This is a genomic window from Burkholderia sp. Se-20378 (assembly GCF_017104665.1).
In the GTDB taxonomy this organism is placed as follows: domain Bacteria; phylum Pseudomonadota; class Gammaproteobacteria; order Burkholderiales; family Burkholderiaceae; genus Burkholderia; species Burkholderia lata.
On the sequence record NZ_JAAGPG010000003.1, the window covers coordinates 61,606 to 81,559 of the forward strand.

General features: G+C 63.2%; 18 protein-coding genes and 1 riboswitch. Of the genes, 16 read left to right on the forward strand and 2 right to left on the reverse strand.

Going from position 1 to position 19,954, the window contains the following annotated elements:
* Window positions 1–92 precede the first annotated feature (92 nt).
* Window positions 93–2,405, reverse strand: a complete 2,313-nt coding sequence (locus tag G3N93_RS01300; protein WP_206132135.1) for a hypothetical protein — start codon at window positions 2,403–2,405, stop codon at window positions 93–95.
* A gap of 19 nt (window positions 2,406–2,424) precedes the next feature.
* Complete coding sequence (locus G3N93_RS01305) at window positions 2,425–5,193, reverse strand: type VI secretion system Vgr family protein (RefSeq protein ID WP_206132151.1); 2,769 nt, start codon at window positions 5,191–5,193, stop codon at window positions 2,425–2,427.
* An 842-nt stretch (window positions 5,194–6,035) separates the two neighbouring features.
* Between G3N93_RS01305 and G3N93_RS01310 the strand changes: the two genes are divergently transcribed.
* The 16 genes from G3N93_RS01310 to G3N93_RS01385 all read left to right on the forward strand — a co-directional run bounded on the left by G3N93_RS01310 (window position 6,036) and on the right by G3N93_RS01385 (window position 19,931).
* Window positions 6,036–7,289: an MFS transporter gene (locus tag G3N93_RS01310; RefSeq protein ID WP_174939982.1), complete on the forward strand. Its 1,254-nt coding sequence runs from the start codon at window positions 6,036–6,038 to the stop codon at window positions 7,287–7,289.
* 147 nt (window positions 7,290–7,436) lie between these two features.
* Window positions 7,437–8,366 carry a LysR family transcriptional regulator gene (locus tag G3N93_RS01315; RefSeq protein ID WP_039354094.1) on the forward strand — a complete coding sequence of 310 codons (930 nt, stop codon included), beginning with the start codon at window positions 7,437–7,439 and terminating at the stop codon, window positions 8,364–8,366.
* A gap of 115 nt (window positions 8,367–8,481) precedes the next feature.
* Window positions 8,482–8,976 (forward strand): hydroxyquinol 1,2-dioxygenase, encoded by a 495-nt coding sequence (locus G3N93_RS01320; RefSeq protein WP_206132136.1) that lies wholly within the window; start codon window positions 8,482–8,484, stop codon window positions 8,974–8,976.
* A gap of 38 nt (window positions 8,977–9,014) precedes the next feature.
* Entirely contained in the window at window positions 9,015–10,034 is a 1,020-nt protein-coding gene (locus G3N93_RS01325) for a hydroxyquinol 1,2-dioxygenase (protein ID WP_174938038.1), read from the forward strand.
* A 45-nt stretch (window positions 10,035–10,079) separates the two neighbouring features.
* Complete coding sequence (locus G3N93_RS01330; RefSeq protein WP_206132137.1) at window positions 10,080–11,546, forward strand: aldehyde dehydrogenase family protein; 1,467 nt, start codon at window positions 10,080–10,082, stop codon at window positions 11,544–11,546.
* Between the two features lie 8 nt (window positions 11,547–11,554).
* Window positions 11,555–12,622, forward strand: coding sequence for a maleylacetate reductase (locus G3N93_RS01335; RefSeq protein ID WP_206132138.1), 1,068 nt, complete (start codon window positions 11,555–11,557; stop codon window positions 12,620–12,622).
* A gap of 28 nt (window positions 12,623–12,650) precedes the next feature.
* Window positions 12,651–12,794 carry a hypothetical protein gene (locus tag G3N93_RS01340; RefSeq protein WP_241026351.1) on the forward strand — a complete coding sequence of 48 codons (144 nt, stop codon included), beginning with the start codon at window positions 12,651–12,653 and terminating at the stop codon, window positions 12,792–12,794.
* 5 nt (window positions 12,795–12,799) lie between these two features.
* A complete protein-coding gene (locus G3N93_RS01345) occupies window positions 12,800–13,111 on the forward strand; it encodes a YciI family protein (protein ID WP_085040814.1) in 312 nt (103 codons plus the stop codon).
* Window positions 13,112–13,114: 3 nt separating this feature from the next.
* Entirely contained in the window at window positions 13,115–13,450 is a 336-nt protein-coding gene (locus tag G3N93_RS01350; RefSeq protein ID WP_011356326.1) for a Rieske (2Fe-2S) protein, read from the forward strand.
* Window positions 13,451–13,647: 197 nt separating this feature from the next.
* The gene (locus G3N93_RS01355) at window positions 13,648–14,736 is read left to right on the forward strand and encodes a porin (RefSeq protein ID WP_206132139.1); all 1,089 of its coding nucleotides are present in this window, start codon (window positions 13,648–13,650) and stop codon (window positions 14,734–14,736) included.
* Between the two features lie 183 nt (window positions 14,737–14,919).
* Window positions 14,920–15,735: a MipA/OmpV family protein gene (locus G3N93_RS01360; protein WP_206132140.1), complete on the forward strand. Its 816-nt coding sequence runs from the start codon at window positions 14,920–14,922 to the stop codon at window positions 15,733–15,735.
* Between the two features lie 8 nt (window positions 15,736–15,743).
* On the forward strand, window positions 15,744–16,418 hold the full coding sequence (locus G3N93_RS01365) for a response regulator transcription factor (RefSeq protein ID WP_174939995.1): 675 nt from the start codon (window positions 15,744–15,746) through the stop codon (window positions 16,416–16,418).
* 48 nt (window positions 16,419–16,466) lie between these two features.
* Entirely contained in the window at window positions 16,467–17,819 is a 1,353-nt protein-coding gene (locus G3N93_RS01370; protein ID WP_206132141.1) for a cell wall metabolism sensor histidine kinase WalK, read from the forward strand.
* Between the two features lie 161 nt (window positions 17,820–17,980).
* Window positions 17,981–18,084, forward strand: a riboswitch (SAM-I-IV-variant riboswitch).
* Window positions 18,085–18,126: 42 nt separating this feature from the next.
* Window positions 18,127–18,483, forward strand: coding sequence for a hypothetical protein (locus tag G3N93_RS01375; RefSeq protein WP_206132142.1), 357 nt, complete (start codon window positions 18,127–18,129; stop codon window positions 18,481–18,483).
* Between the two features lie 250 nt (window positions 18,484–18,733).
* On the forward strand, window positions 18,734–18,871 hold the full coding sequence (locus G3N93_RS01380) for an AraC family transcriptional regulator (protein WP_374196394.1): 138 nt from the start codon (window positions 18,734–18,736) through the stop codon (window positions 18,869–18,871).
* A gap of 247 nt (window positions 18,872–19,118) precedes the next feature.
* A complete protein-coding gene (locus G3N93_RS01385; RefSeq protein ID WP_206132152.1) occupies window positions 19,119–19,931 on the forward strand; it encodes a hypothetical protein in 813 nt (270 codons plus the stop codon).
* Window positions 19,932–19,954 lie beyond the last annotated feature (23 nt).

The window sequence follows — 19,954 nt, forward strand, 5'->3', positions numbered from 1 at the left end:
GTGTGCCATCATCGACGCCATGAGGACGGCCGCAATCAGCCACACTGCGACAGCAATGGCGACACGTCGCGGCCATGTAGCGATTAGTGCCTTCATATCGCGCCCCCGACCTTTAGATAGAACTGACCTTCCCGTTCATCCGTGATCGTGTCCGGCATCTTGCCTTCACTGCTCTCCGCATGTACCCATGCATGCATCGGAAGCGCGTCAAGCTCTCCGCGTACAAAGTACTCCGCGTATTTCTTGCTCAGGCTGCCGTCGGGAATACTGTCTCCCATCCGCCAATCGGCCTCAATCCGTAGTGCTTTCATTTGCTCGGGCGTCAGATAGCAAACCCCGATCGCCACATCGTATGCAAGCGCCTTTTTCGCATGCTCCGGATTGGTCATCGTCGTGGAGTGATTCGTCGGGCTGTTGGTCGAACCACGATCGAGCCAATCGACAATCTGCTTGTCGCGCCATTCCTTGTAGCCCTCCGGCATATCGCTCTTGCCGTCCTCGCCGATCACGTGGCCATCACCGTCGAGCCATTCCGTATTCAGCGTGCGCCGTGCCTCCATCCGCATCAACGCGCGGTCCTCGTAACGCTGTCCGGCTTCGCTCTCCGCCGTACCTTGCGCGACGCTGTCGTCGTTCTTCGCGTTGTACTGATCGTAGGGATCGTCCGCGCGCTTGTCTGCCTCGCTCTTGCTTGCGTCGCGCCACGCGGCCGGCGGATCGTTGCCTTCGTTGAAGTCGCTTGTCGCATGGCCGTCCTTCGTTTCGATGGGCTTGCCGAACCGCAACGCCTTCGGCGGGAACGGTTCGTCGAGTGCCGGAGCGTCCGCCACCACGGTCCAGCCCTCCGGCGGAATGGCGTTTACGCGGAACAGATTCAATGCCGAGCTGATCTGGGTCACGAAAAACATGATCGGCGCGGATGCAAGCGTGGCCGCCACCCCGAACACGGACTCGTTTCCCTTGAGTGCACCGATGAGGTTGAATTTGGCAGGTGGCGAAGGCGGATACCAGAAGCCCGACGTCTTTCCCTTCTGTACATGCCGCCAGTCATCTTCCCAATACTGATATTGCTCCTGCACGCCAACGTGGAAGCCGGAGGCAAAGACGCGCTGCGTCAGCACGCCGGGGACGCTGATATCGTTCAGCTCGTTCTCGTCGATGCCGCGCCAGCCGATGCCTTGAACCGTGACCGCCGAAATCACCTGGTCGTGTGGACAGCAATACGCGGTGACGCGACCATACGTCGATCCATTCAGGCCGTGGCGTACCCGATCGTCTTGTGCTGCATAAGACTTCTTGCTGGTCGGTGATACCCGTTTGTTCGCCATGTCTTCATCGATCTTGTCGGCGGAAAGTTCGTACGCTTTCCGAGTGCCGATGATCGACAGAAACTTGCCGAACGTTTTCGTGCGCGCGCCGTAGGTTTGCCGTCCGCGACGGCCTTCGCCGTCCCTGGTCGCGCGCTGTGACCAGGTATCCATGAACGTATCGGATGGATTCGGGCCGTCTGCGCGCGCAAGGCTGTACGGCGCATTCGCCAGCACGTAGGCATCCGCCACGCAATGCCCGCTACGTCCCCACGGATCTTCGACATCGGGTAGTACATCGCCGAAGAAAGCCGCGGTAAGGCCCACGATGTTGCCCTGGCTATGGCACACGACGGTGATCGGCACGTCGGCCTGCATGCGGCGAATCGACTCGATCAACCTCGCAAGGCGCAACGCTGCGAGCACGCCATATGCGCGGGGTGGCGCGCGATACAGCGGTCGATTGGTCGGGTTGATCCCCTGGACGGTCAACCACCCGGCCGCGCGGTCGTCGAGGCCGCCGTGCCAGAGATCGGGCAGGCTCGCGCAACCGTTCGTGAACGGGCCGCCGCCCCAGTAGTCCTTCTCGTTCAGAAAGATCTTGTCGCCATACTCTTTCAGCTCAGCGGCGGTCGCCCGATAGCCCCATCGGAAATGAATGACGGGAGAGAAGGACGGGTCAGATTTGATGTAGTCGCCGGCCCAGAGCTTGGGATTCAGAAATCCGTCCGGCGTCACGCTTTCCGTGTACTTCGCAGGTACCAGCTGCCCGGCATCGATGCCGCGATACTTCAGTTGATCGTCCAGCCGCCCGAGCCGGCGGTTCAGGCCGTCGCACAGCCCCTGCTCGGCGGCTTCGAACCATTCGCCTTCGGAGTTCACGCCATGTACGAAGATGACGATGCCGGGCAACGGAAGTTGCTTGATGCAGATCAGCCGCGTGTCTTTCGTCCACATGGAGACCCCTTCGCTCCGGCCGACGACGATCTGCGGCGGCTCGGGGCGCGGCACAACCGCGTCGGGCACGTCGGTCTTCGCAGCATGCTCGTTGGTGTGGGCGTCCGCAGCCGGCCGAGGATCGAGAGATGAATCGGTCATATGGAGTCCTGCGCTTGCGTCAAACATTCTTCTTGGTGAACTGAACCGCCAGCCTCTCGAACCGGTCGGTATCGACCTCCGGCAGTTCCCCGGCCATGTCGGTCGTCAAATCCGACAGCGTTCCCGATGCCTTTCGAATCTGTCCTTCGAACCCCGGTGCCGCGTGACCGTCCGTTGGGCGGATCAGCTTCGGGACGCGGCCGAGCGGACGTTGATCGAATGTCGGCAAGTCGACGCTCATGCTTGCGGGGCCATCCCATGCATGGCCGCCCGATTTCACCGTGAAGGTGCCGGGGCATCCCAGTTCGATATCGCCGCCATGCAGCCTGAGATACGCGCCGCCGGACGTGACGAATACGACTTCGTCGCTCGCCGTGCCGGCAAGCTTGCCGTCGGCGGCAGTCAACCGGATGTTTTTGCCGGACTCGATTTGCGTGTCGTCGTTCTGCGATTGAATGGCCACTTTCCCCTGATTCGCGATCGCCGATACGCCGTTGCTGTGCGCGAACATCGCGACGCCATGCCCGGCATGCAGATTGATCCGCTCGCCGCTCGTGATCTGCATGTGTTGTTGCGCAATCTGATCGATGTTCTCGCCCGCATACATGACGTGCGTTTTCGGCGTGACGTTCAGCGACCCCGCTTGCGCGCCGAACGCCATGAACGCGGATGCGTCACCCGTGGCACAGGATTCCGAACCGCCGGGTTTCCAGTGACGGAATGCGTTGGCGAGGTTGTCCTGGCCGGCCGTGTCGGCGGCTCGCCCGCCATGCTGGCCGGCATGATCGCCGAGCGACTTGAACAGCTCCGTGCATTGGTCGAGCAAGTGAATCAGCTCATCGCGATCGAGCTGACCGCCGGTCGCGTGCGACCGCGCATAGGTCGTCAACAGCATGCCTTGGGCGGCGCGCAACGCCGCGGCGGCGTCGGTGCGCAGTTCCGCGCCTTCGCCCCGGTCGTTCCCGTGTCCATCGTTACGGGGCTGCGTCAGATAGCCGAGATTCAATTGGGTGTGCGCGTGTTCGCTCGCCAACTGCGCCGAAATTTGCGACGGCGTATCGTCCAGACGAAGCTGGTTATGGCGATGGCCCTTGATTTCCTTGGTCTTGATCCCGGACAAGTAACGGTTGCCGGGTAGCGAGCCGGTATCGCTGAAGGTCGCGGGCGGGTTCGCGCCGTTGCTTAAAATTCCGATGATCACCAGACGGTCCGGATCGCCCGACAGGCTGCCCAGCAAGACCTCCATACCGACCCGGGGCAGGAACAGCGCGCCGAAGTATTTCCCCGCCAGACTTGCTCCGACGCGAATCGGCGCACTGTCGCCGGCCAGGCCGGTCGTTCCGGCGCCTTCCGCGTGGGCGTGATCGACCGGGTCGTAGCCGTGAATCTGCACCCGCACGCGGCCGGCCTCATCGCAAAACACTTCCTCTCCCGGTGTGCCGACGATCGTGCCGGTGAGCAGGTGGACCGGCGGCACATCGATTTTCGGATCGTAGGAAGGCTTGAGCGGCACGCCGCGTCGCACGCACGTGAAACTGTTCTCATAGCGCGTGTCGGTTCGTTCCGATGTATCGGCTGGCGCCCGCGGAACGACTTGCATCAAGTGACGGCTTGCCGCGAATAGCCCGTCCACGCGACCAGCCAGGATCGTCGGCAGGTTGTTCCAGATATCGTGCCGAACCGACGTGACGACAAACTGGCGATGATCGGCGGGCGTCATGTCCAGCTCCGGGTCGCCGGTCAACGTGAACCAGTGACCGACCGGCATGTCGCGCACGCTGCTGATGCCTTCATGGCGTACGGCTTCGAACTGATGCGCGAGCATCCGGTCACGCGTGATGCGATCGTGATCGCTCCAGGAATCGCCGACGTGCGGAATGTCGATCGCGACGTCGGTCAGCAGGTGCGCAAGGTCGTTCCCCGACTCGCCTTGATCGATGCCGGTGACGGTCGTGGATTCGTCTGCACGGGCTTTCTTGTAATCCCACGATGGACGGCTGACTTTGCCGGACGACAGACTTTGGCAGTGTGCGAAGAGCGTCACCGTGTCGCGTTGTTCGACTCCGGTGTCGCGCGGATGGACGCGGAGGGTGCCGGCCGGCGCTTCCGTCAGACGATATGGGTCGTCGCAAAACAGGAGCGTGTGCAGCGGTCGTTCGTCACTCGTGCCGCTCGCCCCTCCGTTCGGTCCCGCCTTCGCAAATACCGTGATGCCTTCCCGACGCAACAGACGCCGGACAAAGCGCGCGTCGGACTCGTTGACTTGCCGTGTCAGTTCGCGCACCGGATAGCGTTCGGCTTGCAATCCCGACAGGTCGAAATCGAAGGCCTGCGCGAGTGCCGGGCTGCGGTGTTTCCACTCGTTCATCAGCGTCGTCAGAATGTCGATCACGCTGCACGATCGGAACATGCGGGCGTTCGTGCGGCGGTCCATCAGCGACAGGGCGTCGCACACGTGCAATTGATACACGGTCAGTTCACCGTCGGATTGGCCGGCCCGCACGCCGCACACGATCGCATTGATCGTCCGTATGCCGCCCCGATCGGTCGTCAGCCGGACCGATACGGGCAGACCGAGAAACAGCGCTGGCGCTAGATGCGCGTGGGTGGACACGCAGGTCAGTTGCCCGTCAATCCCCGATATCAACCCTTCGCGAATATCGGCGTGATGGAGCGCCAGGAGATGGCCGACCGCGCGTTGGGCCGCCCCGAAATAGAGATCGACCGGCCGCTTGTTGCTGCCGATCAGACCGGACGCAAAATTTCGGAATGTACTTTCTATCGACATCACCGCAATCTCATTATTTTCTTTATCAATTCGGACTGGTTTGAATTGAGACTTAAGGTAAATAAAAAGAAGCTTCTGGAAAATTCGCGGTGAAGGCTATCAAACTTATCTTCCGTGTGAAATGGTTTTATATTTAGAGATAATTTTTTGATTTGGGTGAGACTGTATGTGACATTATTCTCGGGAGGAGGGGGATTTGTGCTTGGTAATTGGTGTAAATGTTTTTGATGAGAATTTGTCTATTTATCGATGGGGAGATAATTATTTTCGTCGAAATAAATTGAATGGAATATGTAAAGAATGAGATTCATCCCATGTCTGGACGAGCCGCGGCGCATTGTGGTGTCGGAAAGGGATGTGGGCAGGATTGCGCAGGTGCTCGTCCGGTGCATATCGGTTTGCCCCTGTTTTCTTCGCTGCCTGCTACCCGGCGGGCGGATTCTCCTTGCATGGTTCGCGAAGGGTTTGCCTGATCTTTTGCAGGCATGGCCGGGATGGCGTCTTGCGTGGATGCGCAGATGTCCATGAGGGAATTCCCCCGTGATGCATGAGCGAGCGTCAGTTCGACGCCGCGCCCGTTCGCTCCGCGCTTACCCGTCGCCCTGTTCGGGCACCGCCCGCGATTATTTGCGTTTCGCGAATGGCGCGTTCGTCGGTTGTTCCATACCCGATTGGCGGCCGTGCACCTATCGTGGTGACGTCGGCTGATTGAACTCGACGCGTCGAACCGAACGCCAGCCGGCACTTCCTCGCGATTCGCATCGCACACAAAAACCATCGGACCTGGCTCATGCGCAGGCGCTGCGGCGCGCGCAGGCGAACCTGTGTCCACGGAGACGGACATGAAAGCAAACGAGTGGGATACCTCATACGAGTGGAAGGCGGTCACGCTGCTGGCGCTCGGCTTCGGGCTGGTCGGCCTCGATCGCTGGCTGATCGCGCCGCTGTTCCCTTCGATCATGAAGGACCTCAACCTGAACGCGCAGGACGTCGGCAACTGCATCGGCGTGCTCGGCCTGTCGTGGGGCATTTTCGCGGCGCTGATGGGCGGCATCTCCGACAAGATCGGCCGCCGGAAGGTGCTGATTCCGGCCATCCTCGCGTTCTCGCTGCTGTCGGGCTTCTCGGGGCTCGCGGGCGGGCTGCTCGGGCTGATGGCGATTCGCGGCCTGATGGGTGTCGCCGAAGGCTCGTTCTGCCCGACAAGCTTTGCCGCGACGGCCGACGCATCGCATCCGCGGCGGCGCGGGCTGAACCTCGGCCTGCAGCAAAGCGGCTTCGCGCTGTTCGGGCTCGCGCTGTCGCCGATCATCGCGACGCAACTGCTCGGCTTCGTTTCGTGGCGCTGGGTCTTTGCGCTGGTTGCCGTTCCCGGCCTGATCCTCGGCGCGATCATGTTCTTCGTCATCCGTGAGCCGAAGGTCACGAAGGCCGTCGCGTCGGAGCATGCGCCGGCGTCGCTCGGCCATGTGCTCAAGAGCCGCAACATCCTCGTGGCGATGGCGGCCCTGTGCTGTGCAATGACCGGTGTGTTCGTGCTCGGCGCGCTGCTGCCGCTGTACCTGACCGACTACCTGGCGCTCGGCACGCAGAAGATGGGCCTCGTCGTGTCGGCGATCGGCTTCGGCGGTTTTCTCGGGCAGTTCGGGTTGCCGGGCCTGTCCGACCTGGTCGGCCGTCGCCTCGCGAGCATCGTCGGCTTCGCGGGAACGGCCGTGATGCTCTACATCTTCCGCGGCCTCGGCCCGCAGCCGGTCGCGCTGTTCGGGGTCCTGTTCGTCGCGTCGTTCTTCACGCTCGGGCTGGTGTCGCTGCTGTCCGGCCCGGTGGCGACCGAGGCCGCGCCGATCGGGCTCGTGTCGACGTCGATCGGCGTGGTGGTCGGTGTCGGCGAGATCTTCGGCGGCGGCATCGCGCCGGCGATGGGCGGCTACGTCGCCGCACACTTTGGCATCCAGAACATTCTGTGGCTGCCGATGTGCGCGGTCATGCTGGGCATCGTGGTCAGCCTGCTGCTGAAGGAAACCGCGCCGGCCGTGCTGCAGCGTCGCATGGCCGTGCAGCCGGAACTCGCGGCGGGCGAGCAATCGCGGTAAGGCGATGTGCAGGCAGGGCAGTGCGTGTGCGGGCCGGCGTCATCGGCGATTGACATCGATTGGGTGACAGAGTGACGCCTTCCGCATGACACAGCCCGTTATCAGCAAAGGTAGACTGCCGGTTTCGCTGTCGAAAAAGGGCGCGGTATGGACCGGTTTCTGAGCATCGAGGCATTCGTCAGGGTGGCGGAGGCGAGCAGCTTCGCCGAGGCGGCGCGGCAGCTCGGCGTGACCAGCTCGGTCGTGACGAACCGCATCCAGCAGCTCGAGAAGTTCGTCAACGCGCCGCTGTTCCATCGCAGCACGCGCCACGTGCGCCTGTCGGAAGTGGGCGAAGCGTTCTATCGCGAGTGCGCGGAGGTGGTGGGGCGCGTCAACGAGCTGACCGACCAGATGCGCGAGCTTCGTGCGACCCCCACCGGGCGGCTGCGCATCCAGATGCTGCCCGGTTTCGCGCTCGATCACTTCGGCGCGCCGCTGATGGAATTCAACCGGCGCTACCCGGGCATCCAGCTCGACGTCATCGTCAATGACCGTGTCGTGGACCCTGTCGAAGAAGGGTTCGACATCGCGTTCCAGATTTTCCCGCCGATTTCCGAGTCGCTGATCGAGCGGCGGCTGTTCACCGTCAGGCGCCTCTTCTGCGCGTCGCCCGCCTACCTCGACGCGCATGGTGCGCCACAACATCCACGCGACCTGCTGCAGCACACCACGGCGCTCTATTCCGGCTATCCGTCGCGCAACCGCTGGACGATGACGCGCGGCGACGAGGTCGTCGAAATGGAGCTGCCGGGCATGATCCGCTCGAACTCCGTGCACCTGTTGCGCGAGTACGCGCTGTCGGGCGGCGGCGTCGTGTGCCTGCCCACGCTGGTGGCGAGCGAGGCGCTCGTCGCCGGCCGGCTGGTGCCCATCCTCACCGACTTCCAGCTCGCGCCGCTGAGCTTTGCCGCGGTTTATCCCGCAACGCAGCGACAGGCGTTGAAGGTGAAGGCGCTGGTCGAATTCCTCGCGGAAACCATCGGCGACGAATCACCGTGGGATCGTCCGCTTCTGGAGCGTGGCTGGGTGCGTTGAACCGCGCGGATTATTCGCGAAACGCAAATGCCGTAGTCGCCGTCCCGTGCCTTGTTGCGATGGTCCCTAGCCCCTAGAGTTGAATCCAACAAGCGGTTCAACTCAGGAGACAGAAATGACCGACACGGCATTCCACACCGTTTTTGGCTCGCTCGACCATTACCGGAAGGGCGAGATCGAAATCACGAGCGGCAGCGCTCAACACTACGCGTTCTCGAATGTCTTCGAGGTCGCATCGAAGTCGGCCCCTTATGAAAAGGTCGTTGCCGGCAAGAACCTCGAATACGTGATCGAAGTGCTGCGGACCGACGGCCAGTCGCCGTGGTTCGCCTGCGCACACGACGAGTTCGTGATCCAGATGGATGGCGAAGTCCGGATCGAATTCATCAAGCTCGATACGCCGCCGACATCGACGCGCGGCACCGTGAGCGCCGGCGCCCAGCCGGCCGGCCGCAAGATGGGCTACGTCGTATTGCGCCAAGGCCATCAGGCGCTGCTGCCGGCCGGTTGTGCATACCGCTTCACCGCGAGCCAGCCGGGCGTCGCGCTCGTGCAGACGATCCTGGGCGAGTTGTCGGTGGAGAAGTGGGCCGACATCTGCCTGCACTGATTCGTCCGACCTCATTCGACTATTCCAGGAGACACGTTATGGCCACTCTCGACACCCTCGACACGTCCGCAGGTTTTGCCGCCGATCTGGTGCGCTCGACCGAAGCCGATGCCGTCACCGGCTACCGCCGCTTCCAGCTCGGCGCATTCGAATTCCAGCGCGACGAATATTTCGTGAAGATCTGCTGGCCCGCGAAAGGCCAGACCCGCACGCATGCGATGCCGGCTGACGCGTTCCTGCGCGCGATGATGCGCGACGTGGCGTGGGGCTTCTTCTACGGCTGGGTGAACTTCGACCACGTGTTCGGCACGCGCAATCACTACGGCAAGGTGGACATGTACGCGGGCACCTTCAACGGCATCCTGAAGGACGCCGGGGTCGACTACACCGAGACCTTCGAAACGCCCACGATCATGGCGACCTTCAAGGCGATGCTGCACGACTGGACGAACGAAGGCTTCGATCCGTTCGCGGCGCCCGAGGAAACCGGTACGGCGTTCGGACGCAAGCACGGCGACAACGGCTCGGCGATCGAGCGTACGCGGATCGCGACGCGCCGCATGCCGGGCCTCGAAGGCGATTCGCCGCTGCGCGACGACCTGCCGGTCAATCGCGCGTTCCTCGACGTCGCGCAGGACGAGCCAGAAGTGCATGTCGAACCGGGCTTCGAAGGCGAGCTGCACGCGTTCAACCTGTTCAAGTACCTGTCGCGCTCGGACGTGACGTGGAATCCGTCGGTCACGTCGGTGTGCGGGCGCAGCCTGTTCTGCCCGACCACCGAGGAATTCATCCTGCCGGTGTTCCATGGCAACGACCGCGTCGAATGGTTCCTGCAACTGTCCGACGAAATCGTGTGGGACATCGGCGACAAGAACACCGGCGCGCCGCGCGCACGCGTGACGATGCGCGCCGGCGACATCTGCGCGATGCCCGCCGACATCCGGCATCAGGGCTATTCCACGAAGCGGTCGATGCTGCTGGTCTGGGAGAACGCGACACCCAACCTGCCGCAGCGCTACGAGAGCGGCGAGCTCGCGCCGTATCCGATCGCGTTCTGAGCGGCGCTTCAGTTTCCGCTTCAAGCCATACACCGAGGATGATTCATGCAAACCCAACTCTTCATCGACGGGCGCTTCGTTGACGCCGTCGACCGCGGCACGATCGACGTGCTGAACCCGCACGACGGCTCCGTCATCACGAAGATCGCGGCCGCCACCGCGGCGGACGTCGATCTGGCCGTCGAAGCCGCAACGCGCGCGTTCCCCAAATGGTCGGCGCTGCCGGCCGCCGAACGCGGCCGGTTGCTGCTGCGCCTCGCCGACGCGATCGAGGCCAACGCGGAGGAGCTGGCACAGCTCGAATCGCTGGACACCGGCCACCCGATCCGCGATTCGCGCGCGCTCGACGTGCCGCGCACGGCCGCCTGCTTCCGCTACTTCGGCGGCATGGCCGACAAGCTGCAAGGGTCGGTGATTCCCGTCGAAACCGGCTTCCTGAACTACGTGCAGCGCGCGCCGATCGGTGTCGTCGGCCAGATCGTGCCGTGGAATTTTCCGCTGATGTTCACGAGCTGGAAGATGGGCCCGGCGCTCGCGGCCGGCAACACGGTGGTGCTCAAGCCGTCGGAGATCACGCCGCTGTCGACGCTGCGCATCGTCGAGCTGATGGCCGAGGTCGGGTTTCCGGCCGGCGTCGTCAATATCGTCCCCGGTTACGGGCATACGGCCGGCCAGCGGCTCGCCGAACATCCGGGCGTCGGCAAGATCGCGTTCACGGGATCGACGGCCACCGGCCGCCGGATCGTCGAAGCGTCGCAGGGCAACCTGAAGCGCGTGCAGCTCGAACTGGGCGGCAAGGGCGCCAACATCGTGTTCGACGATGCCGACCTGGACGCGGCCATCAACGGCGCCGCGTGGGCGATCTTCCACAACCAGGGGCAGGCGTGCATCGCCGGCTCGCGTCTCGTGCTGCATGAACGTATCGCTGATGCGTTCCTCGAGCGCTTCGTGGCGCTCGCGTCGTCGATCCGCATCGGCAACCCGCTCGATGCGAACACCGAGATGGGGCCGCTCACGTCGAAGCAGCACCTCGATCGCGTGCTGTCGTTCGTCGACGTCGCGCGCGAGCAGGGCGGCCGTGTGCTCACCGGCGGCAGCGCGCCGCAAGATCCGGCGCTCGCCAACGGCTACTACGTGCGCCCGACGGTCATCGAGGCAAAGAGCGCGGCCGACCGCGTCGCGCAGGAAGAAGTGTTCGGCCCGTTCGTCACGGTGCTGCGCTTCGGCAGCGACGACGAAGCGCTGGCCATTGCCAACGCAACCGAATACGGGCTGGGCAGCGGCCTCTGGACGAGGGATCTCTCGCGCGCACACAAGATGGCGTCGCAGATCAACGCGGGCATGTGCTGGATCAACTGCTACAAGCGCGTCAATCCGGGCAGCCCGTTCGGCGGCGTCGGACAGTCGGGCTACGGCCGCGAGATGGGCTTCGAGGCGATGCACGACTACACCGAAGCGCGGTCGGTGTGGGTCAACGTCGACGGCAACGTGCCGCCGCACTTCAAGCGCTGAGGTTCGCCATGGATCGCTTCGTCTATCAGGGCACCCCTTCCCGCGTGGTGTTCGAATGGGGCGCGCTCGACAGGCTGCCGGACGAGTTGTCGATGCTCGGCGCCCGCCGTGCGCTGATCCTGTCCACGCCCGAGCAGCGGCCGCTCGCCGAGCGCGTGGAGGCGATCCTGGGCGAGCGTGCCGCCGGCATCTGCGCGCAGGCGGTCATGCATGTGCCGATCGAGGTCGCGCACGCGGCGCGCGAGATGGCCGGTGCGCTGGACGCGGACTGCTGCGTCGCGATCGGTGGCGGGTCGACGATCGGGCTGGGCAAGGCGATTGCGCTCGAATCGGTGCTGCCGATCCTGGCCGTGCCGACGACGTATGCCGGCTCGGAGATGACGCCGATCTTCGGGCTCACGGAAGGCCGGCTGAAGCGCACCGGGCGCGACGCGCGCGTGCTGCCGCGGACGGTGCTCTACGACCCGTCGCTGACGTTGTCGCTGCCGCCGGACATTTCCGCGGCATCGGGCATCAATGCGATGGCGCACGCCGTCGAGGCGCTCTACGCGGAAGACGCGAACCCGGTGATCAGCCTGATGGCGGAAGAATCGATTCGCGCGCTCGGTGAAGCGCTGCCCGTGGTCGTGCGCGATCCGGGGAACCGCGACGCGCGCAGCCGTGCGTTGTACGGCGCGTGGCTCGCGGGAACCTGCCTGGGTGCAGTCGGCATGGCGCTGCACCACAAGCTGTGCCACACGCTCGGCGGCACTTTCAACCTGCCGCATGCACAGACGCATGCGGTGATGCTGCCGCATACCGCGCACTACAACCACGCTGCCGCGCCCGATGCGCTGCGCCGCGTGGCGCGTGCGCTGGGCGGAAGCGACGCAGCCGAAGCCGGCCCGCTGCTGTTCGCGCTGAATGCACGGCTCGGCATCGCGCCGGCGCTCGCCGATCTCGGGATGCCGGAGGCCGGGCTCGACGAAGCCGCCGACCTCGCGTGCCGCAACCCGTATGCGAATCCGCGGCCGATCGAACGCGCGGCGATTCGCGCGCTGCTTCAACTCGCATGGGAAGGGCGCGCGCCGCAATGAACGGGCGGATGCGCCAACGGAGAAAGACATGAGCCACGATCACCAAGACGGCGACGCCAGGCTGACCGAGCCGGTCGTCGCCAGCGTCGACGGCACGCCGAGCCCGTGCTTACGCGTGCTGATGCAGAGCCCCGTGTGGCATCTTCATGCGTTCGTGTTCGATCGGAGCTGAACGTCATGGCGCGATTCTTTGCGGTGTTTGCGACGGACCAGCCGGGCATGCGCGACGTGCGCGATCGCGTGCGGCCGATTCACCGGACTTACCTGCGCTCGGCCGACCAGCACGGCGTGGTGGTGCGGCTCGGTGGCCCGACGCTGGACCCGCACGGTGATGCGATGAACGGCACGCTGCTCGTCGTCGAGGCGGACGACATTCAGGCGGTGATGCAGTTCGTCGGCAACGATCCGTATGTGAAGGAAGGGCTGTTCTCGCACGTGGAAGTGCGTCCGTGGGACTGGAGCCTCGGCAACCCCGAGCAGCGAGTGTGAAGCATGGACGCACGACAACTCTGCCACTTTTCCGATGTGCCCGACGGCGGCGCGCGGGTCGTCGATGAAGCCTGTATCGGACGTCCCGTGATCGTCGTGCGACGGGGCGAGCACGTGTGGGCTTATGTGAATCGTTGCCCGCACTTCTCGGTGCCGCTCGATTTCGTACCGGGTAGCGTTTCCTGTTACCGGTCGCAGGTATTGATGTGCGCCCATCACAGCGCGTTGTTCCGGTTCGACGATGGCGTGTGTATCGACGGGCCTTGCTCGGGATCGGCGCTGGAGGCCGTGGCTGTCGAGGTGGATGCCGCCGCGTGGGTCGTCTATCGAGGCGCTTGATACGCATGCTTTGATGAAGTGCAGGCAGGGCCGTTTAATGCGATGGCTATCGTATTTGTCAATCAGTAAAGCTAATCAAATTTGAGGCGCCCGGTTATCGGCGCCTGAATGATGGCGATCCCTTGTGCAGTACCGAGCGAGCACCGGCCACGTGGCAGGTGTTGGCCTCGCTTTTTCATAAAAAAGACGGAGACAAAATGAAACTCAGGTTTGGAGCAGCGGCGATTCTCGCCGTGGCGCAGGGTGCATGGGCGCAGAGCAGCGTGACGATGTTCGGTCTGATCGACGCCGGCGTCTCTTATGTGAGCAACGAGGGCAGCGGAAAGAACGTCAAGTTCGACGACGGCATATTCGCGCCCAACCTCTTCGGCTTTCGCGGCACGGAAGATCTCGGCGGCGGATATCGCGCGATCTTCGCGCTCGTGAACCAGTTCTCGATGGCGAACGGCGCGATCATCGGGACGGGGATTTTCGGGCGCAATGCGTACGTGGGCCTTGAAAGCAACCGGTTCGGCAGCATCACGCTGGGCAATCAGTACGACTTCATGGTGGATTCGCTGTTTTCAAAGAACAACGCGATTTCACGGGATATTTCGGGGCTGTACGGCTTTCGCAATGGCCCGTTCCAGCGTCTCGCGCTTCCGGACAATCCGACCGGTGCATTCGATTGGGATCGCACGGCAGGCAGCAAGCCGATCGCGAATGCCGTCAAGTACAGTTCGCCGACGGTCTCGGGGTTTTCGGGGGGCGCGATGTATGCGTTTGGCGGAGTGGCTGGCTCGGTCGGCGCGGACAATGCGGTCAGCGCCGGGGTGAACTATGAGATGGGGCCGTTCGGTATCGGTGCGGCCTACACGAACGAGAAGTACGGCCCCGCGCCCGGCGTGCCGTCCACCAGCGTGCGCAACTGGGGCGTCGGGATGCATTACGACTTCGGCGTCGTGACCGCGAATGCGCTGATGACCACCGTGCACAACGCGTTCAACGACGCCGGGGTGTGGATGGCCGAAGCGGGCGGGCTGTGGCACGTCAGGCCGGATGTCGTGCTGGGTGCGAAGTACATGTACATGAAGGGCAACGAAGCGGTGAGCGACAACCACGCGCATCAGGTCAGTGTGGCGCTTCAGTACCTGTTCTCGAAGCGGACGATGGTGTATGTGTCGGCGGACTACCAGCGCGCGAACAACGGCGCGAATGCGCAGGTCAATGGCGTGCTCGATCCGAACGGGGCGTCGAGTTCCGCGAGCCAGACGGTGGCGCGGGTGGGGTTGCATACGGTGTTTTGACGGGGCGGGCGCCTCGTTCTTCAAACGCACAGGGCGACACATGCTCGCCCTGCGTCGATATTCCCCATCACCGATATTTCCCGCACGGTTCGCAACGCGACGATATTTTCCTGGTAAGTGAGCGGTAAGTCGACTGGTCCTACAGTAGCCCCCGTTTCGATCGTCGACTCCAGGAAAATGATTGTGAAAACAGCCTCCCGCTGCGAACGTCCGTTACTTTTGCTTGCCGCTTCACTCGCATTGTCCTCTGCTTCCGCATGGGCAGACGAAGGCGTTATCCCGCCCGATCCCGATCAATCGGGGCTGACTATCCTCAATAGCGCGACCAATGTGACGCATTGGGGATTGGGTGCCGGGGTCGGCTTTGCGCCGTCGGTCTACCAAGGCGATCGCAGCCGCGTGTTGCCGTTTCCGCTGGTCTCTTTCGACAACAAATGGGTACAGGCCATCGGTACCACGGCCGATCTGAAAATCGGGAACTGGAGCGGCGTCAGCGTCGCGCTTCGCGGCCAGTTCTCGCTCTTCGACGGATACAAAGGCTCGGACGCACCGATCCTGAACGGCATGGAAAATCGCAAGGGTGCGTTCTGGTACGGGCCTGCACTGTCATGGCGCACCGGGTTCGGTACGTTGTCGGGTACCTTCCTGTTCGGCGGAAACAAGGGCGAGCGCGCAAAAATCGGCTTCGAGAAGGCATTTGCTTTCGGCCAATTCTCGATTGCGCCACATGTCGGCGCGGAATGGCAGAACAACAAATACGTCGACTACTATTACGGCGTGCGACCATCGGAGGCGCGCGCCGGGCGCGCCGCCTACAGCGCGGGTTCGGCAGTGAACGTGTCGGTTGGCACGCGTATCGACTACCAGCCAACGAAGCAGCAAACGATGTTTCTGGACGTTGGCGTGTCGCGTCTCGGCGACGCCATCACCGACAGTCCGATCGTCGGAAGACGGTACGTTCCCGAGGCCAGAGTGGGCTACATGTATCGGTTCAAGTGAGTACGAGTATGCCAAGAGTGGCGATTGTCGAGGATCATCAGCGCCTCGCCGACCTGTTGTCGCAGGCGTTGGCCGCTGCGGGAATCGAATCCGACCTGTTCGGCAACGTCCGGGAAGCCGCCTACGGTGTCGACCAGGCCGACTACGCGTTGCTGATCATCGACCGCGGATTGCCCGACGGAGAGGGGCTGGCGTTCCTGCGGACGCTGCGCGCGGCGGGACGCATGACGCCATGCCTGATGCTGACGGCGCGCGACGCATTGCGTGACCGCATCGACGGGCTCGAAAGCGGGGCCGACGACTACGTAACCAAGCCGTTCGAAATGAGCGAACTCGTTGCCCGCGTGCGCACGCTGATGCGGCGTCCGGTGTTGCTGACGACGCTCGTCGCGTCGTTCGCGGATGTGACCGTGGACCCGGCACAGCGTGCGATGCGCTGCGGCGACCGGACGATACTGCTTGCGCCGGCCGAGCTGCAGGTCATGCTTTGCCTGATCGAAGCCGCGGGCCGCACCGTACGTCATTCGATACTCGAGCATGCCGCCTGGGGGCTCGGAGAGGCGGTCACGCCGAATGCGCTCGAGGTGACCGTGCACCGCTTGCGCAAGAAACTGGCTTCAATCGATGCAACGATGCGGTTGACCAATATCCGGGGTGCCGGCTTCGCGCTGCGGGACGCATGACGCTTCGCCGCACCTTGCTCGTTGCCGCTTCAGGGTAAGAAAGCGACCATGTTCCATCATTGGATTCGACGCTTGTCGACGCGTCTGTGGGTGACCAACGTCGTTGCGTTCGCCATCAGCCTGGCGCTGCTGTCCGCGCTTTCGGCATATGTCCTCGATCGATATCCGGAGTTCTTCGGGCGGCGGCAGCAGATGGAGAGCATCCGTCATATCGTGGCCGGATTGAGCTTCGGCGCCGATGGGCGTCCGGTAGCGGTGCGATTGGGCGAGCGTCCGGCATTGATGTTCCGGCTCTTGCCGACCGAGGTGCAGTATCGCGTGCTCGATGCGACGGGGAAGCCGTTGCTGGCCTCGGTGCCGTCGAGCGGGGAGCGGCCGTGGTTGACGGAGGATCTCGCGATGGCTGCCGGCAAGGTGCTGCCCACCACGATCGACGGCAACGCGTATTCGGTCGCCACGCAGCGCGCATCGAACGGGAGTGTCGTCTATTACGTGCAGGTGGCGCAAAGCAGGCAGCTTCTCGATGCACTCATCATGTCGAGAATCGATCCGATACCGAAGACCGTCGGATTTGTGCTGGTCATTGCGACGGTCATTTTCGGGCTGACGCTGCCGCTGACGATCAGCCGCGTGCTGAAGCCGTTGCGGGAGGTGTCGCGCGCCGCGACGGGCATCGAGCCGCGCAATCTGAAGACGAGGCTGTCTCCGAACGGCATTCCCAGCGAGATCAAGCCGCTGATCGATGCGTTCAACGATGCACTGACCCGGCTCGAGAATGGCTTCGCGGTCCAGCAGCAGTTTCTGGCCGACGCCGCGCATGAGTTGCAGACTCCGCTCACGCTGGTCAGAGGCCACATCGAGCTGCAGCCCGACATCCGGCAGAAGGCGCTTCTGCTTCGCGAGATCGATCTGATGGCCCGGCAGGTCAAGCAACTGCTGCACCTAGCGGAAGTCAGCGAAGCGCAGAATTTCAGTTTCGGCGACGTGAACGGCGTCGACGTCGCGCGAGACGTCGTGAGCTTGCTGGCCGGCAAAGCCGATGCGAAGCAGGTGACGCTCCATATCGAAGCGCGCGAATCCGCGTCACCCATACGGGCTGATGGCGGGGCGCTTTTCATCCTGCTCAAGAACATTCTCGAGAATGCGATCAACGCGTCGCCGTCGGAAGGCGTCGTCGTGCTGACCGTTCTCGAGGCGGCGATTCATGTCGACGATGAAGGGCCGGGCATTCAGCGGGAGCATCTTCCGTTGATCTTCGACCGATACTGGCGAGCGCCGGATTCACGGTATGACGGCGCCGGTCTCGGGCTGGCAATCTGCAAGGAGATTGCCATGGCCCATCAATGGAAACTGACGGTCGATGTGCTGGCCACGGGGACGCGGTTCAGCGTGTGGCTTTAGTCTGAGCGGTTGTCGTGTCCTGTCGTGCCGAGCCGGGCTCCGACAGTACAAGGGCCGGATCGAGTGTTCTGACCGGTCAAAGGGGGCTTTCCCCGGGGGCCCTTGTCAGGTGTCTATTTTTCGATATAATGAACCAACGTTCGGAATGTCGAACGTGAGAAGTCAAGCATCCAGAGTCGGATTCTCCGACGCCAACCTGCCCTCCCGGGCAAGGTGGACGCCTCTGAGGCGATGCGGCCGATTTACGGCAACGAAACGGGAGCAGCATGGCTGGCACCGGTTCGATAACCAATCATCCGGAGCAACCATGAGCCAAATTTCCTCCGCTTCCCGCCCCGCAGTCTGTGAAGACTGGTCGCATTTCCTTCCCGGTTTCACGCTGACGCATACGGTTCATCTCGTGTCGAGACGGAATCCGGGCATTGTCTCGACCGCGGCTGCCGTGCTCGAAGGCGAAACCGCCACGGTCGACCGTTGGGCCATCACCCGCTGTGGTGACGTTCTCGAGCAAAAGATCGTTCTCGGCGAAATGACGGAAGGGCAAGCGGTGCGGCTGCGTGAACGACTTGCCGCGCTCGATGGTGTACTGCGCACGAGGGTGGAGCATCATTTCGTGCGGGATGGGTCAGTTGCGTCCGAGAAGGCGTCGGGGCGCGGTTGTTAGGCGATGGCAGTGCGACCTGTCGCCCCTGAGCTTGAGCGTTTCTCACTGCCAGCCAAGCTAACGAGTGTTCATATACGACTTCCTCGACATGTTGCGGAGACGTAGCCTTCAAAACCAAAGTGCCAGTGTCATCAGGTAGTCGGAACGCTTGAGTGACGCTCTCGACCGCCCGGAGATTTCCTCACCGCGCCGAGCACCCGTCAATGCATAGAGCCCGACGGAGTGTATCCGTGCGTGAATCAGGTGTTCGATCGGTGGCGAACCGGTCGATCTCGCGGAGCTGGCTCATACGCTCCGGTATGTCGATCAGGCGCATTTCACGCGCGATTTCCGCAAGCTGGTGGGGAAGGCGCCGGAGGAATACAGGCGGGAGGATCGGCTGGAGTGAGGTTGCGGTTTCGCGACGGGCAACTGGATGTCACGGCCCCCGCCCGTCGCGCTGCTGCTCACGAGTCGTGGATTGTTGTAGTCTGGGCAATACGATAGTGTGGCGCGCCGGCCTGCCGCCGAACCGACAATGAACCTATGATGTGTCGCGCAGGCGATCGGTGAACCCGAACGGTTGGACCGTTACCGATCGTTTGATCCTGCCGATCTCATCGTCGATCGATCCGCCAGAAAACCAGGAGTTTGTCGTGTCTCACCGGAGATCCATGTTGGGCCGTCTGAATGTCGCGTGCGTCGTCGCCGTGGCGATCATGCTGGCCCCAGTCGCGACGCGTGCAGCGGCCGACAATGTCAACGAAACGGCGAGCGTCGCGCCTGCCGTTTCGGCCAACACGTCGCTCACGCGGCCGATTGTCGGCGACGATCCGGTAGCGATTCGGGAAGCACTGGAGAAGTTGCACGTCAAAGGCGCGTCCCCGTCCCTGGGCGATCGCGTCCGCAGCCTGATCCCCGGCGTGGCCGACAAGCATGGCCAGAACGCCGATCTGGCCGCGGTCAACCTGGATCGTGAGGTAACTTTCCTGGTGCCGGTGACGTACGGGCTGCGATATCAGTCGCAGAAGCATCTGTTGAAGGTGAACGTCGACCTGGTCGACGCCGACGGCGAAGGCCGGACAGGCATCCTGCTCAGAAAGGTCATTACCGGGCCGCGAGGGCGAGGGCTCGTGATCGCACCCGAGGCGAAGGCAAAAGGCTATATCCAGCAGATCGACATCATCGAACTCGATCCCGGAAAAGGCAGGAAGTCCACCGTGCGCGGCCGCGTGAGGCTGTCACCCGCTGCGTACGCGCAAACGCATGGCGGGTTCGCGTTCGCTCTTTCCGGGCGTCTGGTCCGACCGTACCTGACCGAACACATCGAGCACGCTGAGCCGAGCAACGACGAGCCGACCGACATCACGACGAGGACTTCGAGGTTATACCTGGATATCGAATCCATTTCGCTTGTGAGTCAGGCGAGTGGTGCGGTGTTGTTGAAGAAGCTGAGTCTGTCGAAGTAGAGGGTTTCTTGCGCGAGTCTTTG